A 26,451-nucleotide genomic window follows, 5' to 3' on the forward strand; every position below is an offset into this window, starting at 1 on the left:
CTCTCATGTGCAGCGCCGCCAGAGCCGCGCCGTAAAAATTAGTGTTTGCCTTTCGCGAAGACAACCCGCGCGACGATGTTTAACAGCAGCACGCACAGCGTGATGATCAGCACGCCCGCCCACGCCAGGTTTTGCCACTCGGCAAACGGACTCATGGCGAATTTAAAGATCGTCACCGGCAGGTTGGCCAGCGGCTGCATCATGTCGGTGCTCCAGAACTGGTTCGACAGTGCGGTAAACAGCAGCGGCGCGGTTTCACCGGCAATGCGCGCGATCGCCAGCAGCACGCCGGTGATGATGCCGGACACCGAGGCCTTGAGGGTGATGGCGGAAATCATCTTCCACTTGGGCGTGCCCAGCGCGTAGGCGGCCTCGCGCATACTGTCCGGTACCAGGCGCAGCATGTTTTCCGTGGTGCGAATCACAATCGGGATTTGCAGCAGCGCCAGCGCCACCACGCCAGCCCAGCCGGAGAAGTGCTGCATCTGCGCCACCACAATGGTGTACACGAACAGCCCGACCACGATGGAGGGGGCGGACAGCAGAATATCGTTGATGAAGCGAATGACTTCCGCCAGCCAGTGCTTGCGGCCATATTCCGCCAGATAAATGCCCGCCATAATCCCCAACGGCGTGCCAAAAAAGGTGGACCAGAAAATCAATAAGCCGCTGCCCGCCAGCGCGTTAGCAAGCCCGCCACCGGCCGTGTTAGGCGGCGGCGTAGATTCCGTAAACAGCGACCAGCTTAGGCCATCAATGCCTTTGGTCACGGTGGTAAACAGGATCCAAATCAGCCAGAACAGGCCAAACGCCATGGTAAGCATCGACAGCGTTAAGGCGATTTTATTTTTGGTACTGCGGCGCGCCTGCATTTTGCGGCGCGACGCTTCCAGCTCGGCGCGGGCTGTCATTTCTATAGCCGTCATGAACGGGCTCCTTCACTCTTCGCCAGACGCAGGATCATCAGTTTGGAGATAGCCAGAACGATAAAGGTGATCACGAACAGAATCAGGCCCAACTCCATCAGCGCCGCGACGTGCACGCCCGACTCCGCTTCGGCAAATTCGTTGGCCAGCGCGGAGGTGATGCTATTGCCTGGCATGTACAGCGACGCGCTGTCGAGTTGGTAGGTGTTGCCGATGATAAAGGTCACGGCCATGGTTTCGCCCAGCGCGCGGCCCAGTCCGAGCATGACGCCACCAATCACCCCGTTTTTGGTGAAGGGCAACACGATGCGCCAAATCACTTCCCATGTGGTGCAGCCGATGCCGTACGCCGACTCTTTCATCATCACCGGCGTTTGCTCAAACACATCACGCATCACCGAAGCGATGTAGGGGATGATCATGATGGCGAGGATAACGCCCGCCGCCAGAATACCGATGCCAAAGGCCGGGCCGGAGAACAGGGTGCCCACGATCGGAATATTCGATAACACATCGCCCACCGGCGTCTGGAAGTACTCGGCAAACAGCGGGGCAAAAATAAACAGGCCCCACATGCCGTAGACAATACTGGGAATCGCCGCCAGCAGCTCAATCGCGGTACCGAGCGGACGACGCAACCAGCCGGGTGCCAGTTCCGTCAGAAACAGTGCGATGCCGAAGCTCACCGGCACAGCGATGATCAGCGCAATCAGCGAGGTGACGATCGTGCCGTAAATGGGCACCAGCGCACCAAATTCCTCATTCGGCGCATCCCAGGTCTTGCTCCACAGGAAAGAAAAACCAAACTTTTGGATGCTTGGCCATGAGGAGAAAATCAGGGAAACGATGATGCCACCCATCAGCAATAACACGATCAGCGCAGCGAGTTTAACCAGTGCGCCGAAAATCATGTCGCCTTGCTTACCGGGTGCTTTAAATGTCGGCTTAGTTGCAGCCATAGAATTCTCGATTTTCAGGGAAAACTCAGGGCGACCTGTATGCCGCCCGTGCATGCGGCCAGCCAAGCGGCTGGCCGTGTCGGTCGCTTACTGGTAGAGCGCTTTGCCGCTGCTGTCTTTGATGTTGGCTTTCCAGGCTGCGCGGATCTGGGTCACGACGCTCTCTGGCAGCGTTGCATAATCCAGCGCGTTAGCCGTTTTACTGCCGCCTTTATAGGCCCAATCAAAGAACTTCAACACTTCACTGCCTTTCGCCGCATTCGCCTGCTCTTTATAAATCAGGATGAACGTGGTGGAGGTGATTGGCCAGGCATCATTGCCTTTCTGGAACGTCAGGTCCTGGGCAAAGGATTTGCTCCAGTCTGCGCCCTTCGCCGCATTCGAGAAGCTGGTTTCGCTTGGCGCGACCGCTTTACCGTCGGCATCCACCAGCTTGGTGTAAGTCAGATTGTTCTGTTTGGCATAGGCATACTCAACATAGCCAATTGAACCCGGCAGACGCTGTACGAAGGCGGCGACGCCATCGTTACCTTTACCGCCCAAGCCGGTTGGCCAGTTTACGGTGTTGCCTTTACCAATTTTGCTGTTCCAGTCAGCGTTAACTTTGGACAGGTAGCTGGTGAACACGAAAGAGGTGCCGGAACCGTCCGCGCGGCGCACCACGTTGATGTTGGTGTCTGGCAGCTTCACGCCAGGGTTCAGCTTGACGATCGCCGGATCGTTCCACTTTTTGATGTTGCCCAAGTAAATATCACCGACGGTTTTTCCGTCCAGCGTCAGCTCGCCGGATTTCACGCCCGGAATGTTCACGGCCAGCACAACACCACCGATCACGGTAGGGAACTGGAACAGGCCGTTTTTCTGCAGGTCTTCTTCTTTCATTGGCGCATCAGAAGCACCGAAATCAACAGTTTTGGCGATGATTTGCTTCACGCCGCCGGAAGAACCAATGCCCTGATAGTTAATTTTGCTACCGGTGGCTTGCTGGTATTCGGCTGCCCACTTGGCATAAACCGGCGCCGGGAACGTACCGCCTGCGCCCGTCAGATCGGTGGCTGCAAAAGCAGATACCGCGCTTACTGCGACGGTGGCGGCAATGATTCGGGCTACGGTGCTACGCATCAGTGTCATATTCCCTCCAGGGGATTGAAATAATCAGGCTAAATGCCGTTTTAGTAGGAGTCAGTGATTGCTGCTGGAGGGAAAATAGGACAGTTTGATGACAGTGAAATGTACGAAATATGACAGTTATATGACAGGTACACTCATTGGTTTTTTTTATAAAACCCTATCGAAAAGGAGATGTTCGATGAAATTCATGAAGACGCTTTGGGTATGCCACGTAATAGCACTCTCTACGCTGACCAGCGCATGGGCGGATAACGAGCCGGCGGCACGTTTGGACCCCTATTATCAAATGCCGGCCAATATAGGCGCACTGGCCATACTGGAAAGTAGAGGCACGCTTAAGCAATCCTCTGTCACGGCTGAAGAGGTGAGAAAAATGAAAGACGACGTCGCTCAGTTACTCAGAATGCAGGAAAAACAGAATAATACGTTCGATCAACTCTCACGGGAGTTAAGCAGAAAACAAGATGATATCAACAATCTGCAGCGGTCACTGGATGAGGCTAATCGCAGAATCGACAGTCAGCAGCGCGCACTTGATCAAGTAAGCAACAGGATTAAATAAAAGAAATGCGTGAATCCTTGGCGGGATTCACGCGTAAGACACCTTACTCGACCGTGACCGATTTCGCCAAATTACGCGGCTGATCGACATCGGTGCCTTTAATTAAGGCAACGTGATAGGAGAGCAGCTGCAGCGGCACGGTATAGAAGATCGGCGCAATGACCTCTTCCACGTGCGGCAGTGAAATGATTTTCATGCCGTCGCTGTCGCTGAAGCCGGCATCGCGATCGGCAAACACATACAGCAAGCCGCCGCGTGCGCGCACCTCTTCGATATTGGATTTCAGCTTCTCCAGCAGTTCGTTATTGGGCGCCACCACAATCACCGGCATATCGGCATCAATCAGCGCCAGCGGGCCGTGCTTGAGTTCACCCGCAGCATACGCCTCGGCGTGGATATACGAGATCTCTTTTAGCTTCAGCGCGCCCTCCATGGCGATCGGATATTGATCGCCACGGCCAAGGAACAGCGCGTGATGCTTATCAGAGAAGCCTTCTGCCAGGCTTTCAATCACTTTATCCTGCGCCAGCATCTGCTCAATGCGGCTGGGCAGCGCCTGCAGCGCGTGTACGATCTCATGCTCGGTTTCCGGTTTCATGCCGTGCAGTCGGCCCAGTTTCGCCACCAGCATTAGCAGTACGGCCAGCTGGGTGGTAAAGGCTTTGGTCGACGCAACGCCAATCTCGGTGCCCGCGCGTGTCATCAATGCCAGATCCGATTCACGCACCAGCGACGAGCCCGCCACGTTGCAAATCGCCAGCGAGCCGAGGTATCCCAGCTCTTTGGACAGGCGCAGCGCGGCCAGCGTATCGGCGGTTTCACCTGACTGTGACAGGGTGATCAGCAGGCTGTTTTTGCGCACGGCGGATTTGCGATAGCGGAATTCTGAGGCGATTTCGACGTCGCAGGGAAGGTTAGCCAGCGCTTCGAACCAGTAACGCGCCACCATGCCTGAGTTGTATGAGGTGCCGCAGGCGATGATCTGCACGTGTTCAACCTGACTCAGCAGCGATTCGGCATCGGCACCCAGCTCGCTGAGATCCACCTCGCCGTGATGAAAGCGTCCGGTTAGGGTGTTTTTGATCGCATTGGGCTGTTCGTAAATCTCTTTCTGCATGTAATGGCGGTAGAGACCTTTATCGCCCGCGTCATATTGCGCCGTGGATTCAATCTCGGCGCGCTTCATCGGGTTACCTTCGCGGTCAAATACGGCCACTTCACGGCGGGTGACTTCCGCGATATCGCCCTCTTCCAGATAGATAAAGCGGCGCGTCACCGGCAGCAGCGCCAGCTGATCGGAGGCGATAAAGTTTTCCCCCACGCCGCGGCCAATCACCAGCGGGCTGCCGGAGCGCGCGGCGATCAGCACGGAGGGATCGCGGCTGTCCATGATGACCATGCCGTAAGCACCGCGCAGCTGCGGGATCACGCGCAGCACGACCTCACGCAGCGTTCCGCCCTGTTTCTGCTCCCAGTGCAGCAGGTGCGCCACCACTTCGGTGTCGGTTTCTGAGGCAAAGCGGTAGCCGCGGGCGATCATTTGCGCGCGCAGCGGCTCGTGGTTCTCAATAATGCCGTTGTGCACGATGATGATGTGCTCAGAGATATGCGGATGCGCATTGGCTTCTGAAGGCTCACCGTGTGTCGCCCAGCGCGTGTGGGCGATCCCGGTGCCGCCAATCAACGGCTGCTGGTCGGCGGCATCCGCCAGGTTCTGAACTTTGCCTACGCGGCGCAGGCGCGTCACGTGCCCCTGGCGATCCACCACTGCCAGACCGGCAGAGTCGTAACCGCGATACTCAAGACGACGCAAGCCTTCCAGCAGAATCTCTGCAATGTCACGCTGCGCTACTGCACCAACAATTCCACACATAATAATTTCCTGACTTCATGGCGTTCAGCCATTGCGTTGTCATGTGACCTGATAGCCGGCGTGGCCGGTTTCCCCGAGCCTTGTAGAGAGTGGGGATATTTTTATGGCACTGCTAATGGGCAGATCATTGTCTGCCCTAAAGGTTATTTTTTCTTCACAGGACGCTGCCAGCCGGCTTTTTGTACCTGCTCTTTGCGGTTGTAAATCAACTCGCCTGCGGTGACATCCTTCATTACCGTGGTACCGGCGGCGATGGTTGCCCCAGCGGCAACCGTGACGGGCGCGACCAGCTGCGTATCAGAGCCCACAAACACGTTATCGCCGATGATAGTTTTAAATTTATTCGCACCGTCGTAGTTACAGGTGATGGTGCCCGCACCAATATTCACCCCCGCGCCAATCTCGGCATCGCCGAGGTAGGAAAGGTGACCGGCTTTGGATCCTTTGCCCAGCGACGCTTTCTTCATCTCAACAAAGTTGCCGACGTGCGCCTGCTCTGCCAGCGCGCTGCCGGGACGCAGACGGGCAAATGGCCCTACCGTACAGGCGGCGGCCAGGGAGGCATCCTCGATCACCGAATAGGGGCTGATTTCACAGTCGTCGCCAATCACGCTGTTTTTAATGATGCAGCCTGCGCCGACTTTTACGCGGTCGCCTAACGTCACATCGCCTTCAATGATGACGTTCGCGTCAATCTCGACGTCACGACCATGCTGTAACGTACCGCGTAGATCAAAGCGCGCCGGATCGCGCAGCATTACGCCGGCCAGCAGCAGCGCCTCTGCCTGTTCCTGCTGCCAGGTGCGTTCAAGGGTCGCCAGCTGCAGGCGGTTGTTCACGCCGTCGGTTTCGCTGATGCGCGCGGGATGAACCGCGTTGATCGTATGGCCTTCGCGGTGCGCCATGGCGATGATATCGGTAATATAAAATTCGCCCTGCGCATTGTTGTTATCAAGCTGCGCCAGCCAGCGCTTCAGGTCGCCGCCATTGGCGATCAGAATCCCCGTGTTGATTTCCTGGATAAGGCGTTGTGCCGGCGAGGCGTCTTTCTGCTCAACGATGCCGGTAATGGTGTCGTTTTCGCGCACAATACGGCCGTAGCCAGTGGGATCGTCGAGCACGACGGTCAATAAGCCAATGCCGCCAGCCGGTTTGGCTTCGCGCAGGCGCTGCAAGGTGCTTTGCGTGATGAGGGGAACATCGCCGTACAGCATGAGAATATCTTCGTCATCAGCAAAAAAGGGCGCCGCCTGCTGCATGGCGTGTCCGGTGCCGAGCTGTTCAGACTGCAAGACCCAGTTAAGCGCGTTATGTGCCAGCTTCTCTTTCAGCTGCTCGCCGCCGTGTCCATAAACCAGATGAACCTGCTGCGCACCGAGGCCTTTTGCGGCATCAATCACGTGCTGAACCATGGGTTTACCTGCCAGCGTGTGCAGCACTTTCGGCAGATCGGAATACATACGGGTGCCCTTGCCAGCGGCTAAGATCACCACACTCATTGCACTTGTCGACATAACTATCCTGGCTCAATTTAACTTTCGAAAGTTTAGGGTTTAGCCCTGAGATTACTACATTTTTTTCATGTCGAAATTAGAAGGCGAGCGGGGGGTGCATGCGGCGACCCGGCGGTGTTTCAGCTAAAAAAAATGCCAGCCCGAGGGCTGGCATTTCGTGACGCATAAAGCCTGATTACATCGCTTTTTTAGTCAGCTCGATAACACGCAGTTTTGCGATAGCTTTCGCCAGTTCCGCAGAAGCCTGAGCATAGTCCACGTCGCCGTGGCTGCTGTTCATGTGCTCTTCTGCCTTACGTTTCGCTTCCAGCGCGCGCGCTTCGTCCAGGTCCTCACCGCGGATAGCGGTATCGGCCAGAACGGTCGTGCTGCCCGGCTGTACTTCCAGCACGCCACCGGAGAGGTAAATATACTCCTCGTCGCCGTGCTGTTTTACGATGCGAATCATACCAGGCTTGATGGCGGTCAGCAGCGGTGCGTGTCCGGGATGAATACCCAGTTCGCCTTCGCTACCTGACACCTGGATACGCTGAACCAGACCGGAGAACATTTGCTGCTCCGCGCTGACCACGTCCAGATGAAAAGTCATAGCCATACTCTTCCTCCTGGGAAACCGTAATTACAGTTTCTTCGCTTTTTCTACCGCTTCTTCGATCGCGCCGACCATGTAGAACGCCTGCTCTGGCAGGTGGTCGAATTCGCCGTCCATGATGCCCTTGAAGCCACGAATGGTGTCTTTCAGGGTCACGTACTTGCCCGGAGAACCGGTGAAGACTTCAGCAACGAAGAACGGCTGAGACAGGAAGCGCTGAATCTTACGCGCGCGTGCCACCAGCAGTTTGTCTTCTTCAGACAGCTCGTCCATACCGAGGATGGCGATGATGTCTTTCAGTTCCTGGTAACGCTGCAGCAGAGACTGCACGCCACGCGCTACGTCGTAGTGCTCCTGGCCCACAATAAGTGGATCCAGCTGACGGCTGGTGGAATCCAGCGGGTCAACAGCAGGGTAGATACCCAGAGAAGCGATCTGACGGCTCAGCGTAACGGTTGAGTCCAGGTGCGCAAAGGTGGTTGCTGGTGACGGGTCAGTCAAGTCATCCGCAGGAACGTAAACGGCCTGTACGGAGGTGATTGAACCGGTCTTGGTGGAGGTAATACGCTCCTGCAACACACCCATCTCTTCAGCCAGCGTTGGCTGATAACCTACCGCAGAAGGCATACGACCCAGCAGTGCAGAAACTTCTGTACCGGCCAGGGTGTAACGGTAGATGTTGTCGATGAACAGCAGAACGTCACGGCCTTCATCACGGAATTTTTCCGCCATGGTCAGACCGGTCAGTGCCACGCGCAGACGGTTACCCGGCGGCTCGTTCATCTGGCCATACACCAGCGCAACTTTATCGATAACGTTAGAGTCAGTCATTTCGTGGTAGAAGTCGTTACCCTCACGAGTACGCTCACCCACACCGGCGAAGACCGAATAACCTGAGTGCTCAGCCGCGATGTTACGGATCAGCTCCATCATGTTAACGGTTTTACCTACGCCCGCACCGCCGAACAGACCAACTTTACCGCCCTTGGCGAACGGACACATCAGGTCGATAACCTTGATGCCGGTTTCCAGCAGTTCCTGGGAGTTAGACTGATCTTCATAAGAAGGCGCCGCGCGGTGAATAGAGGCAACCTCTATTGCACTGCCGTCTTCTTCTTTCAGGTCGCCTTTCATGTCGATAGGCTCACCCAGCACGTTCATGATACGGCCGAGGGTGGCTTTACCCACTGGAACCTGAATAGGTTTTTTCAGGTCAACGACTTCCAGGCCACGCTTCAGGCCATCAGAAGAACCCATGGCAATGGTACGCACCACGCCACCACCCAGCTGCTGCTGAACTTCCAGCACCAGACGAGCATCACCATTTTTAACCTCGAGAGCGCTATATACCTGCGGTACCGCGTCCTGAGGGAATTCGACGTCAACTACGGCGCCGATAATCTGGACAATCTTTCCAGCTGCCATCTTGAATCCTCTACCTAATTCGTTTTTCCCGTCATACCCGACGTTACGACGATGTTGTTCGCGTTTTCAGCTGAATCGCCGCGTTTCATCAGCGCTTCAGGGGTTCGCTTACCTGCTGCCTTTTTGTAACGTCAGCTAATCAGGGAATGCCTGGTTAAACCGCGGAGGCTCCCGAGACGATCTCGGTAAGTTCCTGAGTGATGCTGGCCTGACGAGCCTTGTTGTAAACCAACTGCAGCTCTTTGATCAGGTTTCCGCCGTTATCGGTTGCAGCTTTCATTGCCACCATACGTGCGGCCTGCTCACTGGCCAGGTTTTCCACCACACCCTGATAAACCTGCGATTCAACATAACGACGCAGCAGGGTATCCAGCAGCGCTTTTGGATCGGGTTCGTACAGGTAATCCCAGGTCTTCGCCTTCATCTCTTCTTCACCTTCTGCTGGCGGTAACGGCAGCAGTTGGGTAATGGTCGGAGTCTGAGACATGGTGTTATTAAACTTGTTGCTGACGATATACAGCTTGTCGATGCGGCCTTCATCGTAGGCCTGCAACATCACTTTTACCGGACCAATCAGGTCAGACAGCGCAGGCTTATCGCCCATACCGGTAACCTGGGCCACGACGTTGCCACCAACAGAGCCGAAGAATGAAACGCCTTTTGAACCGATAATGGCCAGATCGCTCTGTACGCCTTTATCCGCCCAGCCTTTCATTTCTGCCAGCAATTTTTTGAACAGGTTAATGTTCAAACCACCACAAAGCCCGCGGTCAGTCGAAACGACCAGGTAGCCGACGCGCTTAACGTCGCGCTCATCCAGGTAAGGGTGCTTGTATTCCAGATTTCCTAAGGCAAGGTGACCAATCACTTTGCGCATGGTATCTGCATACGGACGGCTGGCCGCCATGCGTTCCTGCGTTTTACGCATTTTGGAGGCGGCGACCATTTCCATCGCTTTAGTGATCTTCTGCGTATTTTTTACGCTTCCGATCTTGGTACGTATTTCTTTTGCGCCGGCCATTAGCTTCTCCTCAAAGCCTTGCGGCCTGCCTTTTCAGACAAGCCGCCAGACATTACCAGGACTGGGTTGCTTTAAACGTTTCGAGGAGGCTTTTCAGCTTCTCTTCGATGTCGTTGTTGTAGTTACCCGCCTGGTTGATTTCAGCCATCAGCTCAGCGTGATCGCGGTCAGCGAACGCCAGCAGAGCGGCTTCGAAGCTGCCGATTTTCGCCAGTTCAACGTCGTTCAGGAAGCCGCGCTCAGCAGCAAACAGTACCAGACCCTGTTGAGCAACAGACATCGGTGCATACTGTTTCTGCTTCAGCAGCTCGGTCACTTTCTGACCGTGGCTCAGCTGTTTACGGGTTGCATCATCCAGATCGGAAGCGAACTGAGAGAACGCTGCCAGTTCACGATACTGTGCCAGCGCGGTACGGATACCACCGGACAGTTTCTTGATGATCTTGGTCTGTGCAGCACCACCCACGCGGGATACAGAGATACCGGGGTTAACAGCTGGACGAATACCGGAGTTGAACAGGTTAGATTCCAGGAAGATCTGACCATCAGTAATCGAAATTACGTTGGTCGGAACGAACGCAGAAACGTCACCCGCCTGAGTTTCAATGATCGGCAGCGCGGTCAGTGAACCGGTTTTACCTTTTACTTCACCGTTAGTGAAGCGCTCAACGTAATCAGCGCTAACGCGTGATGCGCGCTCCAGCAGGCGAGAGTGGAGATAGAACACGTCGCCAGGGAAAGCTTCACGGCCCGGTGGACGGCGCAGCAACAGTGAAATCTGACGGTAAGCAACAGCCTGCTTAGACAGGTCATCGTATACGATCAGGGCATCTTCACCGCGGTCACGGAAGTATTCACCCATTGCGCAACCGGCATACGGTGCCAGGTATTGCAGTGCAGCAGATTCTGACGCAGAAGCCACAACCACGATGGTGTTAGCCAGCGCACCGTGCTCTTCCAGCTTACGTACCACGTTAGAGATGGTTGACGCTTTCTGACCAATCGCCACGTAGACACATTTAATGCCTGAGTCGCGCTGGTTAATGATGGCGTCAATCGCCATTGCAGTTTTACCGGTCTGACGGTCACCGATGATCAGCTCACGCTGGCCACGGCCGATTGGAATCATCGCATCGACAGATTTATAACCGGTCTGTACAGGCTGGTCGACAGATTGACGATCGATAACGCCCGGAGCAATCACTTCAACTGGCGAGAAGCCGTCGTTGTCGATAGCGCCTTTGCCGTCAATCGGTGCACCCAGCGTGTTGACCACGCGACCCAGCAGGCCACGACCAACAGGTACTTCAAGGATACGGCCGGTGCACTTAACCTTCATGCCTTCGGCAAGGTCAGCGTACGGGCCCATCACGACCGCACCAACCGAGTCGCGCTCGAGGTTCAGTGCGATAGCGTAACGGTTACCCGGCAGGGCAATCATCTCACCCTGCATCACATCGGCCAGGCCGTGTACGCGGATGATACCGTCACTTACAGAAACAATAGTACCTTCGTTGTGAGCTTCACTCACGACATTGAACTGAGCAATGCGCTGCTTGATCAGTTCGCTGATTTCGGTGGAATTCAGTTGCATATGCTCCAGTCCCCTTAAGACTGCAAGACGTCTGCCAGACGATCAAGACGGCCGCGTACGCTGCCATCAATGACCAGGTCACCCGCACGGATAACCACACCTGCCATTACAGACTTATCAATTTTGCAATTCAGCTTAACTTTGCGTGACAGACGTTTTTCCATCGCGGTGCTGATTTTTGTCAGCTGGCTGTCACTCAGCGCACTGGCAGAAATCACATCAACTTCGGCTGTCGCTTCATACGCGTCACGCAGTTGAATGTACTGTTCCAGTACCGCCGGAAGCGCGGTCAAACGTCCGTTTTCCGCCATTACCTTGATCAGGTTCTGAGCGGGTTCATCAAGTTGATCACCACAAACGGCAATGAAAGAAGCAGACATCGCTTCCGGCGCAAGTGCACCGGAAAGGAGATCGGCCATCTGATCGTTGCGCGCCACTTCTGCGGCAAACGCCAGCATGGTTTGCCAGCGTTCAATACTTTGATGCTCAACAGCAAAGTCAAAAGCTGCTTTGGCGTAGGGGCGAGCTACAGTAATCATTTCAGACATCAGCCCCTCCCTCCTTACAGTTCAGCGACCAGTTTATCAACGATGTCGCTGTTAGCAGCTTCATCCACGGAACGTTCGATGATCTTCTCGGCGCCAGCTAATGCCAGCAACGCGACTTGCTTACGCAGCTCTTCACGTGCACGTGAGCGCTCGGCTTCAATTTCTGCCTGCGCCTGAGACACGATGCGGTTACGTTCAGTTTCAGCTTCAGTTTTGGCTTCGTCCAGAATCTGGGCACGGCGTTTGTTCGCCTGCTCGATAATGACCTGAGCTTCTTCTTTGGCTTTTTTCAGCTGGTCGGTCGCATTGGCCTGCGCGAGATCTAAATCTTTCTTCGCGCGTTCAGCAGAAGCGAGACCATCAGCAATTTCCTTCTGACGCTTCTCGATGGCAGCCATAATCGGCGGCCATACGTACTTCATGCAGAACGCGACAAACAGAATGAACGCGATGGCCTGGCCGAGGATTGTTGCATTAATGTTCACAGCACAATGCCTCTTATTAAGTTAACTTGCTCTGCCGCTATCAGTGATAAACGGCAGAATCCGTCGCTCATCGCACCGGGTGCCATGAGAGAACAAGGCTACCAGGTTTAGGCGACAGCAAACATCACGTAGAGACCCAGACCTACAGCGATCATTGGGATTGCATCCACCAGACCCATTACAACAAAGAACTGCGTGCGCAGCAGAGGAATCAGATCCGGCTGACGCGCTGCGCCTTCCAGGAATTTACCTCCGAGGATGCCGATACCGATCGCAGCACCGATTGCCGCCAGGCCCATCATCACAGCGGCAGCCATGTACAGCAGATCCATATTCAGGTTTTCCATGACAGTCTCCAGTTTGTTTCAGTTAAAAGCTAAGTTGTTGAGATAAAAAATCAATGTTCTTCAGATGCCATCGAGAGATAGACGATCGTGAGGACCATGAAAATGAAAGCCTGCAGCGAAATAATCAGGATGTGGAAAATGGCCCATGGCACATTCAGCACCCACTGCGACCACCACGGCAGCAGACCGGCAATCAGGATAAAGATCAGCTCACCCGCATACATGTTGCCGAACAGTCGCAAACCAAGTGAAACGGGCTTGGACAGCAGGCTAACGCCTTCAAGAATCAGGTTGATGGGGATGAAGATCGGGTGATTAAAAGGCTGCAGCGTCAACTCTTTGGTGAAGCCGCCAATGCCTTTCATTTTGATGCTGTAGAACAGAATCAAAATAAATACGCCCAGCGCCATAGACAGCGTGATGTTCACGTCTGCAGACGGCACAATACGCAGCGCCGGCAGGCCTAACCAATGCTCACCAATATAAGGCAGCAGATCGATAGGCAGCAGATCCATGAAGTTCATCAGGAAGACCCAGACAAAAATCGTCAGAGCCAGCGGGGCGATAAGTTTACTTTTACCGTGATACATGTCGCGCACGTTGCTATCAACGAAGCCGACAACCAGTTCGATAGCCGCCTGCATTTTCCCTGGCACACCGCTGGTGACGCTTTTCGCCACTTTACGGAACAGCAGCAGGAACACAAGTCCCAGCACTACAGAGAAAAACATGGAGTCCAGGTTTAACGTCCAGAACGTCGCTGGCGCGTCGTGTGCATTCACCAGCTCGAAAGTACGTAAGTCCATCTGCAAATGCGTCAGATGATGACCTATGTATTCCTGCGGCGTTGAGATTTCTCCTGCGGCCATGATGCCTCTTACCCTTTGTTGTTAATTACAGTCGGTGCCACGATTTGAACAACCAGCACCGATAACCAGGTGATTGCGAGTGGCCAGAAGACCGCCCCAAACACACCCAACGCCACAACGAGAAAAATAACGGTGGCAAACACCTTGAGAACTTCGCCGAGGGCGAAACTCCAGGCGACACGTCCTTTAGCCGGTGTTTGATCTTGCAGGCGCCAGGCTAAAAACATAAACAACACGTTTGGCAGCCAGGCTGCCGCGCCACCCGCAATGGCAGAGGCGCCCCAGGTGACATCTTTCAGGGCGAAGCATGCGCCGATGATGACGAAGGTCACCAGCTGGATGACCAGCACGGTCCGGGCTAATTTCACACTGTAAAGAGACACTGACATGACGCTGAACTCTCCTGCCCCGAACGGGGTATGTCGCGTGTCGTATAAGACTGCCTTTACTCTTTTGAGTCAAGCAGCAAAAGCCGTGCAAATTATACGGGCGCCACCTGCGATTTCAATCGCTAAGTAGAGAAAAGGTGAACAATTATTTAAATTTCTTTCTGAAGGCCTATTTTTTAAAAGATTCGATTCCACACGCGCCGGAATAGGGGAAATTTAATAGTGAGTCAGCGTGCCTTTAAAGCGTGCTTTAGATCACATAATAAGCAATAGGCCAACCTGAAAGTTTGCTGCAAATCCATGAACGAGCATTACTCACTAACTTGAAACCCTTATCATTCATGCAGATAAAATTACATCGCCCGTAAAATAAGGACTTATCTGATAAAAACGGGCTATTGACATCACTCTGCGTAATAAAAACGTAAAATGTCTATTACGCTCGCCGATTTATTACCGCGTTATATTTTCTCTCGTGACTATCCGGAGCGGCAAATGCGTTGCCCCAAGTAATAGCGCTGCTAATGAAATGTGAATTATTCGTTAAATGTAACAGGGCTTTTCGGATAATTTCCAGTGGGGATGTTAATCGTAATTCCCTCCCCTGCCCTGTCCAATTCAGCGCGTTACGCGGTTCGATCGCTGTTTTTTTATTCAGCCACCGTGCATGGACTTCATGCAATATATCGCTATTATCCCTGTAACTTGTCGGGTTATTGGTGACAAATCACGACCAAATGCCGTTCGCCGTCCAGCTCAGGTACCTGGAGCGGAACCACACTCTCTACAGTAAAGCCCACCGGCAGCGACGCAATCTCATCGTCGGGGCGCACGCCTTTTAACGCATAGAAGCGCCCGTGCTTGCCTGGCAGCGCATGACACCAGTTCAACATATCTTCCAGCGAAGCAAAGGCACGACTGATGACGCCGTCAAAGGGAGGCTCACCGATGAACTCTTCAACGCGGCTCTGTACTGGCGTGACGTTAGTAAGTCCTAACTCATGCTGTACCTGACGGAGAAATCGAACGCGTTTCCCCAAACTGTCTAACAGCGTGAAATGCGCCTGCGGACGCACAATGGCCAGCGGAATACCGGGTAACCCCGGGCCGGTGCCGACATCAATAAACCGCTCACCTTGCAAATGCGGTTCCACGACCACGCTGTCGAGAATGTGGCGCACCAGCATCTGTTGTGGGTCGCGCACCGAGGTGAGGTTATAGGCTTTATTCCACTTGTGCAGCAGCTCAACGTAGCCCACCAGCTGCTGTTTTTGCTGATCGGTTAGGGAAATGTTCGCCGCGTTCAGCAGCTGGGAGAGTTTGTTAATCACAACGAGAGTTCCAGTCACGGGGCGAGTTGCCTCGCCCAAGGTCAATCAGGCGCTTTTACGCAGCAGCCCCTGTTTCTTCAGATAGATCAGCAGAATTGAAATCGCGGCAGGCGTGATGCCGGAAATACGCGATGCCTGGCCGATGGACGTCGGTTTATGATCGTTGAGTTTGGCAATCACCTCATTCGACAAACCATTGACCTGACGATAGTCCAGGTCAACAGGCAGCAACGTGTTTTCGTTGCGTTGCTGGCGGTCGATCTCTTCCTGCTGACGCGCGATATAGCCCTCGTACTTAACCTGTATCTCAACCTGCTCGGCCGCTTGCGCATCTGCCAGGGCAGGACCGTAACCGGGCACGGTCATCAGCCGTTCATACGTCATTTCCGGGCGACGCAGCAGATCTTCGCCGCTCGCCTCTTTGGTTAACGGTGCACTGATCGCCAGGTTAACGTTGGCCACGTTTTCCGATTTGGGATGCACCCACAGATCGCGCAGGCGCTGACGTTCCAACTCAATGGCTTCCAGTTTTTGGTTGTAGCGTGCCCAGCGAGCATCATCCACCAGCCCCAACGCGCGTCCAGTCTCGGTTAAACGCAAATCCGCGTTATCTTCTCGCAACATGAGTCGGTATTCCGCACGTGAAGTAAACATGCGGTACGGCTCTTTGGTGCCCAGCGTACAGAGATCGTCCACCAGCACGCCAAGGTAGGCCTGATCGCGACGGGGTGCCCAGCCCTCTTTATCCGCCGACAGACGCGCTGCATTCAACCCGGCCAGCAAGCCTTGAGCGGCAGCTTCTTCATAACCGGTGGTGCCATTAATCTGGCCGGCAAAAAAGAGTCCGTGAATAAATTTACTTTCCAGCGTCGGCTTGAGATCGCGCGGATCGAAGAAGTCATATTCAATGGCGTAACCCGGACGCACTATTTTCGCGTCCTCAAGCCCTTTCATCGAGCGCACAATCTGCATCTGCACGTCAAAAGGCAAGCTTGTGGAGATGCCGTTTGGGTAAATCTCGTTGCTGGTCAGCCCTTCGGGCTCCAGGAAGATCTGATGCGCGTTACGATCGGCAAAGCGCATCACTTTGTCTTCAATGGAAGGACAATAGCGCGGCCCGATCCCTTCAATGATCCCGGCATACATCGGACTGCGATCCAAATTCTGGCGGATCACGTCGTGAGTCTGCTCGTTGGTATAGGTGATCCAGCACGGCACCTGCTGAGGGTGCTGCGACGCGTTGCCCATAAACGAGAAGACAGGCATGGGGTTGTCGCCGTGCTGTGGCGTCAACGCTGAAAAGTCGATGCTGCGCGCATCAATACGCGGCGGCGTTCCCGTCTTGAGGCGGTTAACGCGCAGCGGCAAGGCACGCAGGCGCTTCGCCAGCGGGATCGACGGAGGATCACCTGCGCGGCCCCCGCTGTAATTATCCAGCCCGATATGAATTTTACCGTCCAGAAAAGTCCCTACGGTCAGCACCACGGCTTTTGCGCGGAATTTCAGTCCCATTTGGGTGACAGCGCCCACCACACGATCGTTTTCAACAATCAGATCGTCAACCGCCTGCTGGAAGATCATCAGGTTCGGCTGGTTTTCCAGTGCGGTGCGAACGGCCTGCCGGTAAAGCACGCGATCGGCCTGAGCACGGGTAGCACGTACTGCGGGTCCTTTGCTGGCGTTTAGTATCCTAAACTGAATACCGGCGTGGTCGATTGCCGTTGCCATCAACCCACCTAAGGCATCCACTTCCTTAACCAGGTGTCCTTTCCCGATGCCACCGATTGCCGGATTGCAGGACATTTGTCCAAGCGTATCAATGTTATGGGTAAGTAACAGGGTTTGCTGACCCATTCGGGCAGCGGCCATCGCGGCTTCTGTTCCCGCATGACCACCACCAATGATGATGACGTCAAAAGGATCTGGATAAAACATGAAGGGATACCTCGTTAATGTTCAGGCAGGGTTCAATGCCCTGGGCGGTGGATTCTACTTAAATTATGGCGACGGCGAAAGCGGCGGGATCCTGTGGTTTAAAAGAAAGGATCTTTATTCTTTTATATGATCTTCTTGTTAGATCTCTTATTAGGATCGCAATGTTCTGTTGATAACTCGGGAAAGAGGATGCAAATCAAGAGATTAATAAGGATCGCATGCTGTGAGTGATCGGTGATCCTGATCCGTATAAGCTGAGATCAAAATAGCGAGTTATACACAGATTAAAAAAGCAACAGCGGTTATTATCTGGATAACTACCGGTTATACGCATCTAATCAGCTAGGTTATCCACAGACAGGCGGCAGAGAAAACGCAAAATACAGGGAAAAAAACTGCGGATCGGGCTAAATTCCCGATCCTTCACCGCCTCAGGATCGGCTTAAAGCTGCGGATACCAGCTCGCCACCCACTCCTCGGCGGGATCTTCAGGAATCTCGTGCTCCAGTACATCGATCTCAAGACGATCGCCCACGCGTTTTGCACCTAACTCACTCAGCAGCGTCTCCAGCTGTTTGATCGCGCCGCAAAACAGATCGTACTCGCGGTTGCCAATCCCCACTGCGCCAAAGCGCACGGCGGAAAGATCGGGGCGCTTTTCCTGCAGCGCGTCGAAAAAAGGCAGCAAATTATCGGGCAGCTCGCCTGCGCCGTGCGTTGAGGTCACCAACAGCCAAATACCTTCCAGCGGCACGTCATCCAGCTCTGGCCCGTGCAGCGTCTCCGTGGAGAAGCCTGCGTCCTGCAGTTTTTCTTCTAAATGTTCAGCGACGTATTCGGCGCTGCCCAAGGTGCTGCCGCTGATTAACGTAATATTGGCCATGATGCTCTCCCGCACTAAAGGCCAGCATTGTACGCTGTGATCAAGCGGTGATCCACCTGTGGACAACAGGGTTAATAGCAGAAAGCATCACGCGACAAAGCGCACCCAGCATGCGATCTGTGCGGGATAACTCTATGCACAGAAAAGGGCGTTACGGCTTGATCGTGCGCATGATGGGGTTTTGCAGAGAGATCAACGTCTCAGTGGACTGGATTTCATCAATGGTCTGGATCTTGTTGATCAACACCTGTTGTAGGGCATCGATCGAGCGGCACATCACCTTAATGAAGATGCTGTAATGGCCGGTGGTATACCAGGCTTCCACCACTTCATCCAACGCCTCCAGTTTGCGCAACGCGGCAGGATAATCGCGGGCGCTCTTCAGGATGATGCCAATAAAGCAGCACACATCAAATCCCAGCTGGCGGGGATCAATCTCTACGCGCGTGCCCAGAATAATTCCTGCCTGGCGCATTTTTTCAACGCGCACGTGAATCGTGCCGGGGCTGACGTTGAACTGTTTGGCGAGTTCAGCATATGCCGTGCGCGCGTTTTGCAGCAGCGCATTCAAAATGCCGCGATCAAGATTATCCAGTTGCACAGAGTCCGCCATTATCCAGCCTCGTTAAGGTCATGTTGTGTGAGTGGGAAAGAATGTGCAGGAAATAAAAGAGGTAGGCAAGGTGCAGACCGCGTGGCTGCCGCGGTCTGCACGCTTTTTTAGCGCTTACGCCAGAAAGTCAGCTGCGCTTGCGTGTGCTGAAACTTGCGCGCGGTCTCGCGGATCACAAACGGCACATCCTGCGGTGGCGCGATCTCCTCAAAGTCGTCGCGCAGCAAGCGCTGTAGCGCCTGATAGGTGGTCAGCGCTTCTCCGTTTTCACGAATGCCGCCCAGCCAGTTCTCCTTCGGCGTAAATTCTTCCAGCCAGGTATAAGGTGAAGAGAGCACCAGCATTCCACCCGCGCGAATCATCGGCGTGATGTCCTGCAAGAAGCGCGCTGGCTGACGCAGGCGATCGATCAGGTTAGACGCCAGTACCAAATCGTAGCGATTGGGCTGCGGCTTCAGATTGCAGGCATCGCCCTGGACAAACTGAATGCGCTGCGCTTGCGCTTTACCCAGGCCAAAAGTATTGAGACGTACCTGACGATATTCCACCAGATCGCCCTCTTCCGGTACCACATAGCGGAAATCTTCACCGGAGGTGAGCTGCAGCGCGACATCAATAAAGCGCGCCGAGTAATCCATGCCGGTGACGGCGTCAAAGTAGCGGGCCAGTTCAAAACTGGCGCGGCCGGTGGCACAGCCAATATCCAGTGCTTCACCACGCTGTTTACAGTGTGGCAGCAGTTTTTCTACCAAGGCCGCCGCGTAATTGGGCACGTTGAAATAAGAGGGGCCGTATTGGAAATCGAGGTACTGCGACACCATCCCATCGGTTTCGTAGGGATTTTGCGCCATGGTTTCCTGATGAGAGGAAACCACATAGCGGAAACCGGCGTGCTGGAAAAAGTGGCGACGAAAGGCGTAACGTGACGATTTCAGCGCCTCATTACCGGTGGAGATCCAGCTGCCGCCTTTAATAATGCTGTGCTTGCCGTCAAAAGTGGGCGTTGAGAAATCGTCATAAAGCGGATGCACTTTGAAGCCATCAAAGCCGTTGATCGGCGTAGTGGTCCACTGCCAGACGTTGCCGACGATGTCGTAAAATTCGCCTTGTGCGAAGCGATCCACCGGACAGGAGGAGGCCCACCAGGCGAGATTGATGTTGCCGGGCGTGCCGGGCGCGTCTGTCCAGTCTGGCTGATCGCCGTTAACCTGCTCACGTAGCTGCATCCACTCGGCTTCGCACGGCAGCTGAATTTGCTTACCGGTCTCCGCCGCCAGCCAGCGGCAGAATGCGGAGGCTTCCAGCTGATTCACCTCTGCGGGCCAGTCCCACGGCATAGGCACTTCTTCCGTCATCAGGCGCAGCTTAAGCTGTTCAGGCTGCGCAACGTCGCCGACCCAGAAGGTGGGCATCTGTGCCGCAGAAAATTCGCGCCAGCCCCAGCCTTCCTCATCCCACCAGCGGCGTTCGTCGTAGCCGCCCGCGGTGATAAACCGATAAAACTCCGCATTACTGACCAGCATTTTGCTGGCTTTGAACGGTTTAAGCTCGGTATGCAGGCGGCCATATTCGTTGTCCCAGCCGTACGTATCGTCGGTTTTACCCTGCTGCACGTGTCCGCCCGACAGGGCAACCAGCGTATTGTCGGGCACTGCCGCGCGGTCGTGACGGGCAAGTGGGCAGGCGGGCCAGTGCGGCTGTGATTTTACCCACGCTACGGGCAGCTGGCGAATCAGTACGCTGGACGTTTCCAGATGGATGCGTTCATGCTCAATGCCCATCAGAACCACCCATGCTGGGCTTTCCCAGGTAATAGGCAAATCCAGCGGCATGGTGCGGATAAAGTCACTGACGAGGCTTTTTACTTTGCCGCGATAATCGCGAACTTCCGCAACCGTCGGCCAGTCATAATGGCTCTCATCCAGATCGTCCCAGCTCATCTCATCCACGCCGATCGCCATCATCGCTTCGATGCGATCGTCCACGCGCTGTTCCAGATAGCGTCCCGCCATCAGTTTATTTACGTAAAACGTAGCGGTATGACCGTAGTAAAAGATCAGCGGATGCCGCAGCGAAATCGCCTTATTGAAATAGGCGCGTTCATCCTGCAGGCAGTCAAACAGGCTCTCGTAGAGCGTCCAGGTTTGCGTAAAGTAGGCCAGTAACTCGGCGCGCTTTTCGTCGCTGCTGGTGCCAGAAAGCCGAACGGTACGGGTCGGCGCGGGTAAGTGAGAGTGGGGATCGGCGGTGGTCACAGTGAACTCCGTAAGCTGAATAAACACAGCGGGTAATTCACTATAGCAAATATGCATTTCTGCAAGATGAATTAGCGCCGCCAGCGCCGCAGCAGGCGGTTTTTGAGACCTGTCTCAAACCGCCAAATATGATCGAATATCCGTAAAACCCCAGGCTTGCCGTGGGTCGACATGGCCACGGCGTGGAAACGTTGCTGATGGTGAAGCTGGCGCTGCTTGATGGTGGCAATGAGCGCGTCGGGCAGGCGCTGCGCAATAAAGTCAGAGACCACCACGGCATCGGCTTCTTGCCATGCGCTGCCCTCCATGCGTTTCACCACCTCGGCAAGGCAGGCCGCCAAATCGGTACCGCCGCGAAAGCGCTGGCTCAGAAAGCGAATCGCTTGTTCAATACCGTTATCGGCGGTGAGTTCGTAGCCAATCACGTCATGCGCGAACAGCATGATGTAGCAGCGACGCCGATCGGCTAGCGCCACTTTCAGCAGCGCAAGACAAAACGCTTTGGCACAGCGTTCGTTGAAGCCGCCCATGGAGCCCGACGTGTCCACGCAGACAATAAACGGCCCGCGCGGCTGCGCCTCATGCTGCTGGTGGCTGACCGGACGGAGCGATACGCTATCATGCCAGGCGTCGCCCTGCAGCCGATACGTCAGCAGCCGTTTTTCAACCAAACGGCGATAAAACTCCAGTTCCAGCTCGCTGATGCTGAGCGCCGCCAGCTCCGGCGGCAGCAGGCGCAGCACATCGTCGCTTTGATGCAGCCCGCTGACCTCTTCTGGCACGTTATCCGGCTCGCGTACTAACTGATGAAATGCTTCCAGCGGCGCCTCCTGCGACGGCACCGACTTTGCCTCGCGGCTGCGCCCCAGCTGCTGTGCCAGTTGCATCAGCTCGGGTTGCTGCGCCAGAAAATCACCAAATTGCACGATTAATTGGGCGTCACCCGGCTGCAATGACGTTTTGCTGAGATCCCACAGGCGCCCGGCCGCGGCTTCATCATCATCGGTTAAAATCGGTGCCAGCTGACCGCTGATCGCCATCTGCTGTTGCAGTTCGGCCATCAGTCGCTCGCGCTGCTCTTCCAGGATCGATTCATTGAGGGTCAGGGTTTGCAGCGTCAGGCTGAGCCGCCAGCGCTGTAGAAACAGCGTATGCTGCGCGTTACTGAGCTGGGCATGGTCGGTGTGCAGCAGCAGTTTGCTGGCATCGGCGATAAAAGGGGAAGCCAGGTGAGTCAGCTGGTGCATGATCGCCGGCAGCTGTTTTGAAAAAGCAGCGGTGTCGATCAGCTGCATCTGTTGAAACAGTTGAAACTCTTGCGCCAGCGCTTCAGGCACCGGCGTGGCGCGGATCTGATCAGCGATCTCATGTCGCCAGCGTGGGAGATCGAGCATCAGCGCCTGCTTCATGCGAGGGAATTTTTCAAAGAACAGCGCCAGCTGTGGAGACGCCAACAGCGCGATGATCAGGTCTTCGATAAGCTCCGTTTCCCCGATGGAGAGCAGCGCGCTCAGCGACTCCAGTGAAATCATTTTCGCGCCTGTTTCAGCTGTTCCGCCACGTTCTGGAGGCTGGTTTCAATAAGGGCCAGCCACTCATCGCTGATGAACAAACAGCGCTGGTGCTGGCTAAACAGCGTGCGCTGCGCGCGCAGCTGGGTCTCCAGTGCATCGTAGGCTTCCTGAATTTCCTGCGGCACGGCCTGGCTGTTTGCGGCGCCCGGTAGCGTCAAACGGGTTGACTGCAAACTGGTGTCACGCAGCGTGAGGCAATGGTGGCTATCCACCAGCAGATCCAGCGTTTGCGCAAAGCCAATGCCATTGAGCTTGCCGCGTATATCGCCGCCTTTCAGCAGCCACTGTTCCAGCGCTTCTCGTCCCACCACCACGTGTGAAACCTGGATATCGTGCAACAACAATGGCTGCTGCAGCATCAGCGTCAGCGAATCTTCGATCAGCGAGGCGGGCAGTGCGTAGTGCGGCTTGCGGCTAAACATGCTGCTGTGTTTTTCCAGCGTAAGCGCCTGCGCCACGCTCTGCTGCTGTTGCAGCGTCAGCCGCCGCGCGTTTATCTGCTGCAGCGTGTGCAGTAGCGACTGCTGCTGCCAGGCGTGCTGCGTCATCAGAGCATTGAGTTCACTGTCCAGCAGCTTCATGGAGGCAACATCGTGCCACAGGCAATCTTTGAGCAGCACCAGATCAATCGGCGCAATTGCTGTGCGACCGCTGTAAAACGCGCTGGCTTGTAAAAGATGAATGGCTTTTTTCCAGCGGCGATCGGAGATGTAGGGCGCGTTCGGCAAATTTTCCAGCTGCTGACGCAGCTGATAAATCAGCTCAAACACGTGATCGGGCAGCGCCACCTGGGTGATGCCTTTTTGCCACTGCTGGTACTCTTCATCGCTGATACGCAGCGCTTCTGCTACCGGATTATCATTTTCATCCTGCTGGTGGGTGAGCAGGCTACGGAAATTCTGCTTTTCATGTACGTTGTCCAGCCACAGCCGAATCAGCATGCGGTCATACAGCGCCTCCAGTCCGCTGTCGGCTTCCGGCAGCTCATTGGAGGCGGTCACCAGCAGACGCATGGGGATTTTTTCTTCGCAGTCGCCGTTGCGAAAGCGGCGTTCATTGATGGCAGTGAGCAGCGTGTTCAAAATTGCCGGGCCCGCCTTCCAGATTTCATCGAGAAAAACGATCTCGGCATCGGGCAGATAGCCCTTGGTCAACCGCTGATAGCGGCCCTCATCTTTGAGCGCCTGAATGGACAAAGGGCCAAACACCTCTTCCGGGGTGGAGAAACGGGTCATCAGATATTCAAACGCGCGGGCGTGCTGGAAGGCGTATTTCAGGCGGCGGGCTATCAGGCTTTTGGCGATGCCCGGCGGCCCGAGCAAAAAGACACTTTCACCACTCAATGCCGCCAGCAGGCAGAGCCGAATCGCATGATGCCGTTCATACAGCCCCTTTTCCAGGGCGTTACTCAGGCGAGAAATTCTTTCTGCCAAAAGATGGGGTTGAGCCATAATCACATCATTGTCCTTCTGAACCTTGAGCCGTCACATTCTGGCGAGCGCAATACTCTACTGATTATCATGCGTGAAAGCGTTGATAGCCGTCAGCTTTTTTGTTTCAGAAGGTTGAAACGCAGTAACGTGCGGGTTTCGTAAGGCTTTTTGGCCCAATGTCGGCGAATTAACGGGTTGATAAGCGGATAATCACGCTTTTGAAAAGTGGGTTTTTTTGGGAATATGTGCATACTGTGCGCTTTTTGATGATGAGAGCGAAACGTTACGGCCTCTTTCGCTCCTGAAAAAGACAACCTATGAGCTCGGATAAGAAACAGTCCCTTGGCGCCGTCACGCTGGCCGCAATTGGCGTGGTGTATGGCGATATCGGCACCAGCCCACTCTATACCTTACGCGAATGTCTTTCGGGACAGTTTGGCTTTGGCGTGGAGCGTGATGCGGTCTTTGGCTTCCTTTCCCTGATTTTTTGGCTGCTGATTTTGGTGGTGTCGCTGAAATACATCAGCTATGTCATGCGCGCGGACAACGCGGGAGAAGGCGGTATTCTCACCTTGATGTCGCTGGCGGGACGCAACACCGGCGCGCGTGCTACCGCCATTCTGGTCATCATGGGCTTAATTGGCGGCAGCTTTTTCTATGGCGAAGTGGTGATCACGCCCGCCGTGTCAGTGCTGTCGGCGATGGAAGGGCTGGAAATTGCGGCCCCGAGCCTGGATACCTATATCGTGCCGCTGGCCATTGCGGTGCTGACGCTGCTGTTTATCATTCAAAAGCACGGCACCGGTATCGTTGGAAAGCTGTTCGCACCGGTGATGCTCTTGTGGTTTATCGTCCTCGCCTTACTGGGCGCGCGCAGCATCATGGGCAATCCAGAAGTGCTGCAGGCGTTGAATCCGAGCTGGGCGGTGCATTTCTTTATCGAATACAAAAAAGTGTCGTTCTTTGCGCTCGGCGCGGTGGTATTGGCCATCACCGGCGTTGAAGCACTCTACGCCGATATGGGGCATTTTGGTAAATTGCCGATCCGTCTGGCGTGGTTTGCGGTGGTGCTGCCGTCGCTGGTGCTTAACTACTTTGGTCAGGGTGCGCTGCTGTTAAAGCATCCCGAAGCTATTAAAAACCCCTTTTTCCTGCTGGCCCCGGACTGGGCGCTGATCCCGATGCTGATTTTGGCGACGCTGGCAACGGTGATCGCTTCACAGGCGGTGATCTCGGGCGTGTTCTCGCTGACCCGTCAGGCGGTGCGCCTGGGCTATCTGCCGCCGATGCGTATTGTTCATACCTCGGAAGAGGAGTCGGGGCAGATTTACATTCCGGTGATTAACTGGCTGCTCTATTTCTCGGTCTTGATTGTGATTATCGGCTTTGAGCACTCCAGCAACCTGGCGGCGGCCTATGGCATCGCCGTGACCGGCACCATGGTGCTGACCGCGATCCTGTGCGCCACCGTGGCGATTCAGAATTGGCACTGGAACCGCTATCTGGTCGGCCTGCTGCTGGCGGGCATGCTGTGCATTGACGTGTCGCTGTTCTCCGCGAACCTGGTCAAAATCTTCTCGGGTGGCTGGTTGCCGCTGACGCTAGCCCTGATCATGTTTATCGTGATGACCACCTGGAAAAGCGAGCGCTTCCGCCTGCTGCGCCGTATGCACGAGCACGGCAACTCGCTGGAAGCGATGATCGCCTCCCTGGAGAAGTCACCGCCGGTACGCGTGCCGGGCACGGCCGTGTATATGTCGCGCGCGCTGAACGTGATTCCCTTTGCTATGTTACATAATCTCAAACATAACAAGGTGTTGCATGAGCGCGTGGTGCTGCTCACGCTGCGAACCGAAGATGCGCCTTATGTCCATAACGTGCGCCGTGTGACCATTGAGCAGCTGTCGCCGACCTTCTGGCGCGTGGTGGCGAGCTACGGCTGGCGAGAAACGCCCAACGTTGAAGAGATATTCCACCGCTGTGGCTTAGAGGGGCTTAACTGCCGGATGATTGAAACCTCGTTCTTTATGTCGCACGAGTCACTGATTATCGGCAAGCGGCCTTGGTATTTACGGCTGCGTGGCAAGCTGTTCCTGGCGCTACAGCGTAATGCGCTGCGCGCACCGGATCAGTTTGAGATCCCGCCTAACCGCGTGATCGAGCTCGGTACGCAGGTGGAAATTTAACGCGGC

Annotated in this window: 23 protein-coding genes; 2 read left to right on the forward strand and 21 right to left on the reverse strand. The window is 55.0% G+C overall.

Annotated features, from left to right (window positions below):
- Positions 1-38 precede the first annotated feature (38 nt).
- From pstA to pstS, 3 genes are all read right to left on the reverse strand, one after another.
- On the reverse strand, positions 39-926 hold the full coding sequence (pstA, locus tag LU196_RS17275; protein WP_232760750.1) for a phosphate ABC transporter permease PstA: 888 nt from the start codon (positions 924-926) through the stop codon (positions 39-41).
- Positions 923-1,885, reverse strand: a complete 963-nt coding sequence (pstC, locus tag LU196_RS17280; RefSeq protein WP_232760751.1) for a phosphate ABC transporter permease PstC — start codon at positions 1,883-1,885, stop codon at positions 923-925. The genes pstA and pstC overlap by 4 nt, the downstream gene beginning before the upstream one ends.
- Positions 1,886-1,972: 87 nt before the next feature.
- Positions 1,973-3,016: a phosphate ABC transporter substrate-binding protein PstS gene (gene pstS, locus LU196_RS17285; protein WP_232760752.1), complete on the reverse strand. Its 1,044-nt coding sequence runs from the start codon at positions 3,014-3,016 to the stop codon at positions 1,973-1,975.
- Positions 3,017-3,194: 178 nt separating this feature from the next.
- Between pstS and LU196_RS17290 the strand changes: the two genes are divergently transcribed.
- Positions 3,195-3,578 (forward strand): hypothetical protein, encoded by a 384-nt coding sequence (locus tag LU196_RS17290; RefSeq protein ID WP_232760753.1) that lies wholly within the window; start codon positions 3,195-3,197, stop codon positions 3,576-3,578.
- 43 nt (positions 3,579-3,621) lie between these two features.
- Here LU196_RS17290 and glmS read toward each other — a convergent pair whose 3' ends face one another.
- From glmS to ravA, 18 genes are all read right to left on the reverse strand, one after another.
- On the reverse strand, positions 3,622-5,451 hold the full coding sequence (gene glmS / locus LU196_RS17295) for a glutamine--fructose-6-phosphate transaminase (isomerizing) (RefSeq protein ID WP_232760754.1): 1,830 nt from the start codon (positions 5,449-5,451) through the stop codon (positions 3,622-3,624).
- A 143-nt stretch (positions 5,452-5,594) separates the two neighbouring features.
- Positions 5,595-6,965, reverse strand: a complete 1,371-nt coding sequence (gene glmU, locus LU196_RS17300; protein WP_232760755.1) for a bifunctional UDP-N-acetylglucosamine diphosphorylase/glucosamine-1-phosphate N-acetyltransferase GlmU — start codon at positions 6,963-6,965, stop codon at positions 5,595-5,597.
- A gap of 175 nt (positions 6,966-7,140) precedes the next feature.
- A complete protein-coding gene (locus LU196_RS17305) occupies positions 7,141-7,560 on the reverse strand; it encodes a F0F1 ATP synthase subunit epsilon (RefSeq protein WP_232760756.1) in 420 nt (139 codons plus the stop codon).
- 24 nt (positions 7,561-7,584) lie between these two features.
- Positions 7,585-8,982 (reverse strand): F0F1 ATP synthase subunit beta, encoded by a 1,398-nt coding sequence (gene atpD / locus LU196_RS17310; protein WP_232760757.1) that lies wholly within the window; start codon positions 8,980-8,982, stop codon positions 7,585-7,587.
- Positions 8,983-9,136: 154 nt separating this feature from the next.
- The gene (gene atpG, locus LU196_RS17315) at positions 9,137-10,003 is read right to left on the reverse strand and encodes a F0F1 ATP synthase subunit gamma (protein ID WP_232760758.1); all 867 of its coding nucleotides are present in this window, start codon (positions 10,001-10,003) and stop codon (positions 9,137-9,139) included.
- 52 nt (positions 10,004-10,055) lie between these two features.
- Positions 10,056-11,597 carry a F0F1 ATP synthase subunit alpha gene (gene atpA / locus LU196_RS17320; RefSeq protein ID WP_232760759.1) on the reverse strand — a complete coding sequence of 514 codons (1,542 nt, stop codon included), beginning with the start codon at positions 11,595-11,597 and terminating at the stop codon, positions 10,056-10,058.
- Between the two features lie 14 nt (positions 11,598-11,611).
- Entirely contained in the window at positions 11,612-12,145 is a 534-nt protein-coding gene (gene atpH / locus LU196_RS17325) for a F0F1 ATP synthase subunit delta (RefSeq protein WP_232760760.1), read from the reverse strand.
- A gap of 14 nt (positions 12,146-12,159) precedes the next feature.
- Complete coding sequence (atpF, locus tag LU196_RS17330; RefSeq protein WP_232760761.1) at positions 12,160-12,630, reverse strand: F0F1 ATP synthase subunit B; 471 nt, start codon at positions 12,628-12,630, stop codon at positions 12,160-12,162.
- A 107-nt stretch (positions 12,631-12,737) separates the two neighbouring features.
- Positions 12,738-12,977 carry a F0F1 ATP synthase subunit C gene (gene atpE / locus LU196_RS17335; protein ID WP_003849523.1) on the reverse strand — a complete coding sequence of 80 codons (240 nt, stop codon included), beginning with the start codon at positions 12,975-12,977 and terminating at the stop codon, positions 12,738-12,740.
- A 50-nt stretch (positions 12,978-13,027) separates the two neighbouring features.
- Positions 13,028-13,846: a F0F1 ATP synthase subunit A gene (gene atpB, locus LU196_RS17340; RefSeq protein ID WP_232760762.1), complete on the reverse strand. Its 819-nt coding sequence runs from the start codon at positions 13,844-13,846 to the stop codon at positions 13,028-13,030.
- An 8-nt stretch (positions 13,847-13,854) separates the two neighbouring features.
- A complete protein-coding gene (atpI, locus tag LU196_RS17345; protein ID WP_232760763.1) occupies positions 13,855-14,235 on the reverse strand; it encodes a F0F1 ATP synthase subunit I in 381 nt (126 codons plus the stop codon).
- Between the two features lie 713 nt (positions 14,236-14,948).
- Complete coding sequence (gene rsmG, locus LU196_RS17350; RefSeq protein WP_232760764.1) at positions 14,949-15,566, reverse strand: 16S rRNA (guanine(527)-N(7))-methyltransferase RsmG; 618 nt, start codon at positions 15,564-15,566, stop codon at positions 14,949-14,951.
- Between the two features lie 45 nt (positions 15,567-15,611).
- Positions 15,612-17,501 carry a tRNA uridine-5-carboxymethylaminomethyl(34) synthesis enzyme MnmG gene (mnmG, locus tag LU196_RS17355; RefSeq protein ID WP_232760765.1) on the reverse strand — a complete coding sequence of 630 codons (1,890 nt, stop codon included), beginning with the start codon at positions 17,499-17,501 and terminating at the stop codon, positions 15,612-15,614.
- A 442-nt stretch (positions 17,502-17,943) separates the two neighbouring features.
- A complete protein-coding gene (mioC, locus tag LU196_RS17360) occupies positions 17,944-18,384 on the reverse strand; it encodes an FMN-binding protein MioC (RefSeq protein WP_232760766.1) in 441 nt (146 codons plus the stop codon).
- Positions 18,385-18,535: 151 nt separating this feature from the next.
- The gene (gene asnC / locus LU196_RS17365) at positions 18,536-18,997 is read right to left on the reverse strand and encodes a transcriptional regulator AsnC (RefSeq protein WP_232760767.1); all 462 of its coding nucleotides are present in this window, start codon (positions 18,995-18,997) and stop codon (positions 18,536-18,538) included.
- A 107-nt stretch (positions 18,998-19,104) separates the two neighbouring features.
- Positions 19,105-21,252, reverse strand: coding sequence for a 5-histidylcysteine sulfoxide synthase (gene ovoA, locus LU196_RS17370; RefSeq protein ID WP_232760768.1), 2,148 nt, complete (start codon positions 21,250-21,252; stop codon positions 19,105-19,107).
- A gap of 71 nt (positions 21,253-21,323) precedes the next feature.
- Positions 21,324-22,784, reverse strand: a complete 1,461-nt coding sequence (gene viaA, locus LU196_RS17375; RefSeq protein ID WP_232760769.1) for an ATPase RavA stimulator ViaA — start codon at positions 22,782-22,784, stop codon at positions 21,324-21,326.
- Positions 22,781-24,277 (reverse strand): ATPase RavA, encoded by a 1,497-nt coding sequence (gene ravA / locus LU196_RS17380; protein WP_232760770.1) that lies wholly within the window; start codon positions 24,275-24,277, stop codon positions 22,781-22,783. Before ravA ends, viaA begins: the two co-directional genes overlap by 4 nt.
- 299 nt (positions 24,278-24,576) lie before the next feature.
- On the opposite strand from ravA, the gene kup reads away from it, so the two are divergent.
- Positions 24,577-26,445, forward strand: a complete 1,869-nt coding sequence (kup, locus tag LU196_RS17385) for a low affinity potassium transporter Kup (RefSeq protein WP_232760771.1) — start codon at positions 24,577-24,579, stop codon at positions 26,443-26,445.
- Positions 26,446-26,451: the final 6 nt, after the last annotated feature.

This window comes from Pantoea sp. Mb-10 (assembly GCF_021272205.1).
Taxonomy (GTDB): domain Bacteria; phylum Pseudomonadota; class Gammaproteobacteria; order Enterobacterales; family Enterobacteriaceae; genus Pantoea.